The organism is Pseudomonas sp. B414, from assembly GCF_055408445.1.
Genome location: NZ_JBUZTQ010000007.1, coordinates 212,725 through 222,132 on the forward strand (window position 1 = coordinate 212,725; position 9,408 = coordinate 222,132).

General features: G+C 54.7%; 3 protein-coding genes and 1 pseudogene. 1 reads left to right on the plus strand and 3 read right to left on the minus strand.

What is annotated here, in order from left to right:
• Positions 1–6: 6 nt before the first annotated feature.
• The 3 genes and pseudogenes from ACZRMH_RS09145 to ACZRMH_RS09155 form a co-directional block, all read right to left on the minus strand.
• Positions 7–3,246, minus strand: a complete 3,240-nt coding sequence (locus ACZRMH_RS09145; protein WP_464013140.1) for a Tc toxin subunit A — start codon at positions 3,244–3,246, stop codon at positions 7–9.
• 541 nt (positions 3,247–3,787) lie between these two features.
• Entirely contained in the window at positions 3,788–6,457 is a 2,670-nt protein-coding gene (locus tag ACZRMH_RS09150) for a Tc toxin subunit A (RefSeq protein WP_464013141.1), read from the minus strand.
• A gap of 606 nt (positions 6,458–7,063) precedes the next feature.
• Positions 7,064–8,034, minus strand: a pseudogene (locus tag ACZRMH_RS09155) (hypothetical protein); the annotation flags it as partial.
• 107 nt (positions 8,035–8,141) lie between these two features.
• On the opposite strand from ACZRMH_RS09155, the gene metR reads away from it, so the two are divergent.
• Complete coding sequence (metR, locus tag ACZRMH_RS09160) at positions 8,142–9,059, plus strand: transcriptional regulator MetR (RefSeq protein WP_464013142.1); 918 nt, start codon at positions 8,142–8,144, stop codon at positions 9,057–9,059.
• Positions 9,060–9,408 lie beyond the last annotated feature (349 nt).

The following is a 9,408-nucleotide window of genomic DNA, read 5'->3' on the forward strand; positions in this document are numbered from 1 at the left end:
CCCGGGTTAAACATGTGCAGCCGCAATGACTTTGGCAGCGATTAATGTGAGCGTGGCCTGATCAATTGTGGCGGTTTCAGTCAGTTTGCCGACCCACGACAGATCCATTGGGGACAGACCAAGGCGTTGGCAGAACTGTATCTTTTGCAATAACGGCAGCAACGCCACAAAACTGCGCGGCACTGCGCCGTTCATCAAGACAAGGGTTTGTGTGAGGTCCCAGCCGTGCAGATCGCTGATCACTTGCGCAGCAACTTGCAGCGTCAATGCCGGATCCTGTGCAGCAGTGCGCTGCAAAAAATCAAGCGCATCGGCCGCCGTGCCGCGCAGACGGCGTTGCCAGCTGCGATAGCGTGACAACAAGAGCAGGACATCCAGTGTCAATTGAGGGGCAGTCAGGGCCCCGCTCAGTGCCGAAGGTTGAGCCGGGCCAGCGGGCATCAGCAGATGCAGGTCTTGCTCACCGAACTGGGCCCAATGGCAGACCTGGGCAAACTGGCGCAGCAGGTAAGCGTACTGGACGGCCCGAGGCAGGCTGTCCAGCGTGGTTTCACCCGCACAGACCAACTCGATATCAGCCCAGAAGCTAAGCAGATCATAGCCATTGAGTGTCGGTGACATATCCTTGGCCGCAGCGTCGACCCAGATCATTACTGCACCAGCAATATTGGGTTTGAGATTAAATTCGGCACCAATATGACGTGCCAATTGGGCTCGTAACACCTCATCATCTGCGGGCTGCAGCAAAGACCCCACTACTCGGCCCGTCAGGGTGCTGTAGATACTTTCAACAAGAGCTTGTAATTCTGGGGTGCTCTGGGTCGGATAGCGGCGACTGGTCAAGGCGATCAGTTGCTCAGGGGCCAGTTTTGCTGCATGCATCCAGTCCACCAAATAGCCGGTGCGTATCATTACCCCCAGAGCGGCCAGATTGGGCCTGGGCTGAGCCAAAGCACGGACAATTGCCTCTGGAGCGGCAAGTAAATCCCATAACGGCAGGGCCTGTGCCACGCTCAGGTCGAACAAGCGAGGGATCGCCGTTAACCGGTATAACGCTGAAATCTGCGTCAGCCCCAGCACGGGTAATACACGGGTAGTTGCGTCAATGTCCGGCAGGTACTGTGCAAGCATGGTGAGGGTGGCATCGTCGATCTGCAGGCCCTGACACAAAAGGGCCCGAGCGCGCAGAGAGCTCTGATTCACAGTGGATTGATGGAAATCGACAGATCTCATATTGATCAGGCCATCGTCATCACCAAACAAGCTGGTGTAAAACGACGACTTACCAGCGGCATGGAAGGTATTGAGCAGGTGCAGGCAGGCGCCAAAGCTGTTTATCGTCATGCCATAGCGCTGACGCAGCGGCATATAAACCGCCAGCGCCTGCAGAGGCTGCGTCAGAGGGTGAACGGAAATATCGTCACTGGCCTGGCAAATCAGCCAGTCCAGCTCTTCGAAGGACAGCACTTTCAAATGGTTTTGCAGGCGAAGGATGCGGTTTAAGCGCCCAAATGCCGCATTGGTGCGGTTATAGAGCAGGCTATCAGCTGGGTTGTTGACGGGCGGCGATACCGGTTGGCCTAGCACAGCGCCGATATACCAGTAAAAATTGTTACCCCCGTTACCCCACCCATTGATATAACGGGCGCCATACGTGTGGGGAGTAACAACTTGAGGCACAGCCTCTTTGATAACTACAGGATCGCTGAAATAATATTGAATAACTCCGCTAAAAACGCTAAACGTGATAGAGGCTGAACTTTCAAAATACTGCGCCATGGTCATTCCAGTAGAAAACGACAACACTTCACCCGCCGCTGCTCGTCGAGGAGTATTATCTGTATTGCTCGGCAGCAAATTGTTAACCCGCAACTGAAATGAGTTAATATGGATCGGGAATACCTCCAAGCTCACTGGCACGAATGACAACCAAACAATATCGCTGGGGCGATCAACCCATACGGTCATTTCCGTCAACTGAGTCCTTGGCTCAGCGGCTATAATAAATATTTGCGAGGGATCGACCTCCCACATATTATCTGCACTTGGCACTTCATTAAAAGGCCCTGAGCCTAACGCCTCCAAAATTGTTTCCGTTGGCAGTTGAAGTGCGTCACGCATTACATGTTCAAAATACATATAATTATTATGTGCTTTTCCGTAGTATTTACCCACTGCATCGAAATCATTACTGAAAGGCTCCGTCAGGATTTTCAGTAACTCTGGCGAAATGCCAAGTGCATCACGCGCATATTTGACAGGCATCCTGGTCGTCCAACCGGTCAAACTGGTTTCATACTTGAGCGCCTTCCCTTCGAAATCCCCCAACACTGACCAAAGTTCGGCAAGGCTGCTTTTGCAGGCGGCCATACCCTGCACTATCTGTTCGTTGGCATGGTTGTAAGGCAGGCCCATCGGGTACACCTTCGTAAGCAGTTCTTGGTCCACGTCACCTGTCACGCCGGCTTCCAGCACTTCCAGGGTCAGTGCCAGGGTGCTGATTTCCTCATTCAGATTGGCATCGCTAAGTTTCAGCTGGCCCAGATCAGGCCGCCGCTGATTCACCTGCAAGCCGTTACCAGCTGGATGCAGCGGCTTGGCGACTCGATACAGGTCTGTCAGGTAGCTGGCGGGGGAAAACAATGAACCCGCCGAATCAGGGTGGGCATACCCGGAAATAGCACCTTGCGAAAACCAGGAGTTGTAAGTGCCGCCAGTACTGAGCGATCGCCCCAACGCGGAGGTTTCTTCAGCCACCTGAAGCTTGAGCACGGCATGCATGGCAGGCTCACCGCGCGAGCAGAGTTGCGTGTAAAACCGGGTCAGGCTGGCAGCGCGGGCTTGGGCCTGCTCATAAAATACTTGCGTAGGGGGGTTATCCATCGGTTGCGAGAACTGATGGATTTTAGTGAGCACCTCATCTGGCCCATCGCTCAACACCTCGAACACCGAGCTATACTCCAGGGCAGCAAGTTGCTCTTGAAGCACTGCCAGGGATTCGTGGGCGGCGATGTCGCTTTCAGACTCCCCGTCCTCTGGTGTTTCATCACTTATTGGGGGCTTATCGTCTACAGGAGAGTCTTCGCCTATCACTATGATCTCTAATGGAGGCTCTTCATCCGACAGTGACTCAGTGCCTTCGAAGGACGCGAAACCACTCGTTAAAATTCTGGGGGCAATGTCTTCTTCTTGCTGAGTTCCAGATTTATTAATATCCGATTTACCGGATTTTTTTTTGTTTGCCATGACCATAACCTCATGTGGGTAAGGCACCCGAATTGACTGGAAAGACTCTCAGAAATCTGCCATTACCATGGTCAGAAACCGGTGTTTTCAAGTTTGCTGACTGACTCCATTGAGGTTAATTACGCGCTTGGAAAGGGAGCTTGCCTACTGTCAAAAGTGACAGAGACAGCACCCATTCATCAGAATGGTTACACACGTAAAAATCAGATATTTCTCAGGATGGAGGAAGGGTGTGTCTGCGATTAAGTGCCCCTTGGTGGGAGCGACTGCACTGTTTTTTACTGAAATAACAAAAAATGCAACGGTGCATTATTGCAATGCACCGTTGTGTACTTGTGACCGCTCTCAAGCCACCTCGGCCCGCAACTTATCTATGTCGATCAGCGACGACTTTTTCAGAAACTTGACCCTCACAGCGGTGTCAGCCATTCGTGGCGAGTGGATGCCATATGCTCCCGGCCAATGTAGTACGGGTATTGAGCCATTTGGCCATTTCCTGAGCGTACTGGTCCCATGGGCCATGCCGAATCGGGTCTCCAGTTTAGCCGTGTGCAGCAGCAATGATTTTGGAAGCGATCAATGTGAGCGTGGCCTGATCAACTGCGGCAGTTTCAGTCAACTTGCCGACCCACGACAGATCCGTTGGGGACAGACCAAGGCGTTGGCAGAACTGCATCTTTTGCAACAAAGGCAGCAACGCAACAAAACTGCGCGGCACTGCGCCGTTCATCAAGACAAGGGTTTGTGTGAGGTCCCAGCCATGCAGCTCACTGATTTCTTGCGCAGCAGTTTGCAGCGTCAAAACCGGATCCTGCGCAGCAGCGCGCTGCAAAAAGCCAAGCCCCTCGGCCACCGTGCCGTGCAGTCGGCGTTGCCAACTGCGATAGCGTGACAACAACAGCAACACATCCAGCGTTAATTGGGGGGCAGCCACGGCGCCAGTCAGTGCCGAAGGCTGGGCCGTGCCTGCGGGCATCAGCAGATGCAGATCCAGCTCACCGAGTTGGGCCCAATGGCAAACCTGGGCAAACTGGCGCAACAGGTAGGCGTACTGCACAGCATTTGGCAAGCTGTCCAGCGTGCTTTCGCCCTGGCAGACGCGTTCGATATCGGCCCAGAAGCCGAGCAAGCCGTAGCCATTGAGTGTTGAGTTCATGTCATGGGCAACTGCATCGACCCAAACCATGGTTGCAGCGGCAACATTGGCTTTGAGATTGAACTCGGCACCGATATGACGTGCCAATTGAGCTCGCAATATCTCGTCAACGGCGGGCTGAAGCGAAGACTCCACGCTGGGGCGGCCAGTCAAGGTGCTGTAGATATTTTCGATAAAGACCTGCAACTCGGGTGTGCTCTGAACCGGGTAGCGACGGCTGGTCAGCGCGACAAGTTGCTCTGGCTCAAGCTGTGCGGCGTGCATCCAGTCAACCAGATAGCCCGTGCGTATCAGTACCCCCAAAGCGACTTGATTGGGTTTGGGTTCGGCCAGGGCTCGGACAATGCCCTGCGTATCAGCCAGCAAATCCCATAGCGCCAAGGCTTGAGCCACGCTCAGGCCGAATAGGTGAGGGATTGCCACTAACCGGTACAGCGCCGAAATATGCTCCAGGCCCAGTACCGGCAATACCCGACTTGTGGCGTCGATGCCAGGCAGGTACTGCGCAAGTTGAATAAGGGTGGCATCGTTGATCTTCAGCCCCTGGCACAAACGGGCCCGGGCGCGTAGAGAGTCCTTATTCGTGGTGGATTGCAGGAAGTCGACAGAGACCATATCGATCAGATCATCATCACCAAACAAACTGGTGTAAAACGATGACTTGCCGGTGCCATGGAAGGTATTGAGCAGGTGCAGGCAGGCGCCAAAGCTGTTTACCGTCATGCCATAGCGCCGACGCAATGGCATGTACACCGCAAGTGCCTGCAGAGACAGGGTCAGTGGGTGGTCGGTAATGTCGTTACAGGACTGGCAAATCAGCCAGTCCAATTCCTCGAACGTTAGCGCTTTAATATGGCGTTGCAGGCGAATGACGCGATTGAGGCGCTCGAAGGCTCGGCCATTACGTTTGTATAGATTACTCGTAGTCGGGCTGTTGGATGGTTTAGGCACTGGGTTACCAAGCGCGGCTCCTACATACCAATAGAGAGGTTTAATCTTTACCTCATAGTCGTCTGTCCAGCCGTTGATATAGCAAGCGCCATAGACCTCAGCAGAGATAATGGCCTGAGCCGATAGGATGTAGAACGGGCCGCCGCCCAATGCCTCAATGATGGTTTCTTCTGGCAGCTGTAGTGCCTGTTTCAGGATCAATTCTGAATTTATATTAGTAGATGAAGTGTGACCAAAATACTTTGCAACATTGGCCTCGGAGGCATTTCGCGATTCAGTAAAAATGCCTGCCAACTGCGCCGACATCCCCAACGCATCACGCGCATAGTTCACTGGCATCCTGCTCACCCAACCGGTCAAACTGGCTTCATACTTGAGCGCCTTCCCTTCGAAATCCCCCAACACTGACCAAAGTTCGGCAAGGCTGCTTTTGCATGCCGCCATACCTTGCACTATCTGTTCGCTGGCATGGTTATAAGGCAGGTTCATCGGGTACACCTTCGTAAGCAGTTCTTGGTCCACGTCACCTGTCACGCCGGCTTCCAGCACTTCCAGGGTCAGTGCCAGGGTGCTGATTTCATCATTCAGATTGGCATCGCTAAGCTTCAGTTGGCGAAGATCTGGCCGCCGCATGTCCAGCTGCAGGCCATTACCAGCCGGATGGAGTGGCTTGGAGACCCTGTATAGATCAGTCAGATAGCTGGCGGGAGAAAACAATGAGCCCGCCGAATCAGGGTGCGCATACCCGGAAATAGCACCTTGCGAAAACCAGGAGTTGTAAGTGCCGCCAGTACTGATCGATCGCCCCAACGCGGAGGTTTCTTCAGCCACCTGAAGCTTGAGCACGGCATGCATGGCAGGCTCACCGCGCGAGCAGAGTTGCGTGTAAAACCGGGTCAGGCTGGCGGCGCGGGCTTGGGCCTGCTCATAAAATGCTTGCGTAGGGGGGTTATCCATCTGTTGCGAGAACTGATGGATTTTAGTGAGCACCTCATCTGGCCCATCGCTCAACACCTCGAACACCGAGCTATACCCCAGGGCAGCAAGTTGCTCTTGAAGCACTGCCAGGGATTCGCGGGCGGCGATGTCGCTTTCAGACTCCACGTCCTCTGGAGTTTCATTACTTATTGGGGGCTTATCGTCTACAGGAGAGTCTTCGCCTATCACTATGACCTCTAAAGAAGGCTCCTCATCGGGGGGTGGCGTTTGCGTTGGCGGTACATAGGGCGGAGGTTGATCATCCCCGCCAAGGTACGGGTACACCCTCTCCAGTGATTTGGGTGCAATGTCTTCTGCTTGTCGGGCTCCAGCTTTCTTGGACCCTGTTTTTCTGGTTTCAGGTTTTCCGGTAGATTTTTTGCTAGCCATGACCATAACCTCATTGGGTTAGACACCCGAACTGACAGGAAGCATCGGCAGCAGTCCGCCATCACCATGGCCATAAACCGGTGTCTTTTGAGTCTGCTGACTGACTTCGTTGAGGTTGATTACGCGCTTGCAAAGGAAGCTTGCCTACTGTCAAAAGTGACAGAGACGGCGCCCATTCATCAGAAGATACGCAAGGAAAAAACAGCTTTTCTGGCGATCAAAAAATGACGTTCTGGCGAACGATTGCGCAATGGGGAAAAGGACGAATACCGTGCTTGTTGCTAAAAATAACGGAAATACAATGCAGCGGTGCATCATTGCGATGCACCGCCCTCCCTACTGGGTCACCGGGCCTGACAGCATGCCGTTCATCACCTTGTCGGCCAGACGTTGAGAATAATTGATCCACTCAACGGCCATGGCTTTCGGACGGCTTATGGCACCGAGGATGATTGGCGCTTTCACGCAACCTGAACCGTAGCTCTGCTGCCAATCGCATTGAGTGAATAGGTCGCCATCCAGCTTTTCAGCTCGGTATCCAGTTCAGTTTCGCAGTCCAGTTCCACCGGGCTGTGCAGCAGAGAACACGAACCGGCTACCCACAGGTTGTCACCGAAACGCTCTTGGGCTTCCTGCACTTGCGCGAGAGCGTTTTCCAGATCACCGCGCCCGACGTTGCGACCATTGGCCAGGCCCAGCGACAGCACTTTATAAGTTGGCAGACGATCCAGAATTGCATGCAACTGATCCGGAGCACGCACCAGCCCCACGTGCAGACCATCTACTGGCAGGCCAACGGCTAAGCCGAGGTTGTCATGCAGGCCGCTGAAGCAGGTGGCCACCAGTTTCTTCAAGGGTGAGTACTGCAGGATGTGATAAGCGCGTTCAAAAGCGTTTTTCCACTCCTGAGGCAGGTCAAGGGACAGGATCGGCTCGTCGATCTGCACCCACTCCACGCCCTGCTCGGCCAGACGGGAAAGAATGTCAGCGTATACCGGCAGCAGGTTTTCCAACAGTTCAAGCTTGTTCAAGTCGTTGCCCTTACCCAGCCACAGCCAGGTTAGCGGGCCGATGATGACAGGCTTGACCTTATGGCCCAGCGCCAGGGCTTCGGCGGTTTCTTCAAATAGCTGATTCCAGCTCAGTTCACAGCGCTGGTCCTGGCTGAACTCCGGCACCAGAGCGTGGTAATCACCATCGAACCATTGGCTCAGCTCTTGTGCGTACTGGCCGTTGCAGGAGGCTTCGAGGGCTTTTTTCAGCTCGCGGTCTGCGTCGATACGCGGGAAACCAAGGTTGTGTGCCAGGGCCATAACAACATTCCTTCGTGTAAGTAATGGCACTATTATCGACACGCACCACAACATGAGACAAACTCAACGTTTTCGTGTTGATCATCAAATCTGTTCATGGAGCCATTGTGCTGGAAATTCGTCACCTCAAAACCCTGCACGCGTTGCGCGAGTCAGACAGTCTGGTCGAAGCAGCCGAACGCCTGCACCTGACCCAGTCCGCTTTATCCCACCAGTTCAAAGAGCTCGAAGAGCGCATGGGCATGCCTCTGTTCGTACGCAAAACCAAGCCCGTACGTTTCACCAGCGGCGGCTTGCGCCTGCTGCAACTGGCCGATGCCATGCTGCCGCTGCTGCGCGGTGCCGAGCGTGATATCGCCCGTTTGGTCGGCGGTACGGCCGGGCGCTTGCACATGGCGATTGAATGCCACAGCTGCTTCCAGTGGCTGATGCCGACCATCGATCAGTTCCGCGATGCCTGGCCCGAGGTCGAGCTGGATTTGGCATCCGGTTTCGCCTTCGCTCCGCTACCGGCTCTGGCCCGGGGTGATCTGGATCTGGTGGTGACATCCGACCCGCAGGAAATTGCCGGGCTGACCTATGTGCCGCTGTTTACCTACGAAGCCATGCTCGCGGTAGCCAATCAGCATCCATTGGCCAGCAAGCCGTTTATCGTGCCAGAAGATCTGAGTGCCGAGATTCTGATCACCTACCCGGTGGAGCGCGACCGACTCGACATTTTCACCCGTTTTCTGGAGCCGGCCGACGTCGAACCGGCCCAGGTACGCACTTCGGAACTGACCGTAATGATGATGCAGCTGGTCGCCAGCGGCCGTGGTGTCTGCGGGATGCCGCACTGGGCGCTGCATGAATACAGTTCAAGGGGTTATGTGAAAGCCAAGCGCCTGGGCGAAAAAGGCTTGTTTGCCACGCTCTATGCCGCCATCCGCGCCGACATGCTGGATGCCCCTTATATGCGCGACTTTTTGCTGACCGCCAAGGACACCTCGTTCTCGACGCTGGATGGGGTGAGTGCAGTGCGTTAAGCACAAGCACACCTCAGATCTTCTGTGGGAGCGGGCTTGCTCGCGATGGCATCACCGCGGTTTGCCAGACTGACCGTGCCGTCTGCATCGCGAGCAGGCTCGCTCCCACAATAATCTCAGAAAATTTTGAATTTTGTGGGTGCCACACACCCTGTGGGAGCGGGCTTGCTCGCGAAGGCATCACCGCGGTTTGCCAGACTGACCGCGCTGTCTGCATCGCGAGCAGGCTCGCTCCCACAATAATCTCAGCAAATTTTGAATTTTGTGGGTGCCACACACCCTGTGGGAGCGGGCTTGCTCGCGAAGGCATCACCGCGGTTTGCCAGACTGACCGCGCTGTCTGCATCGC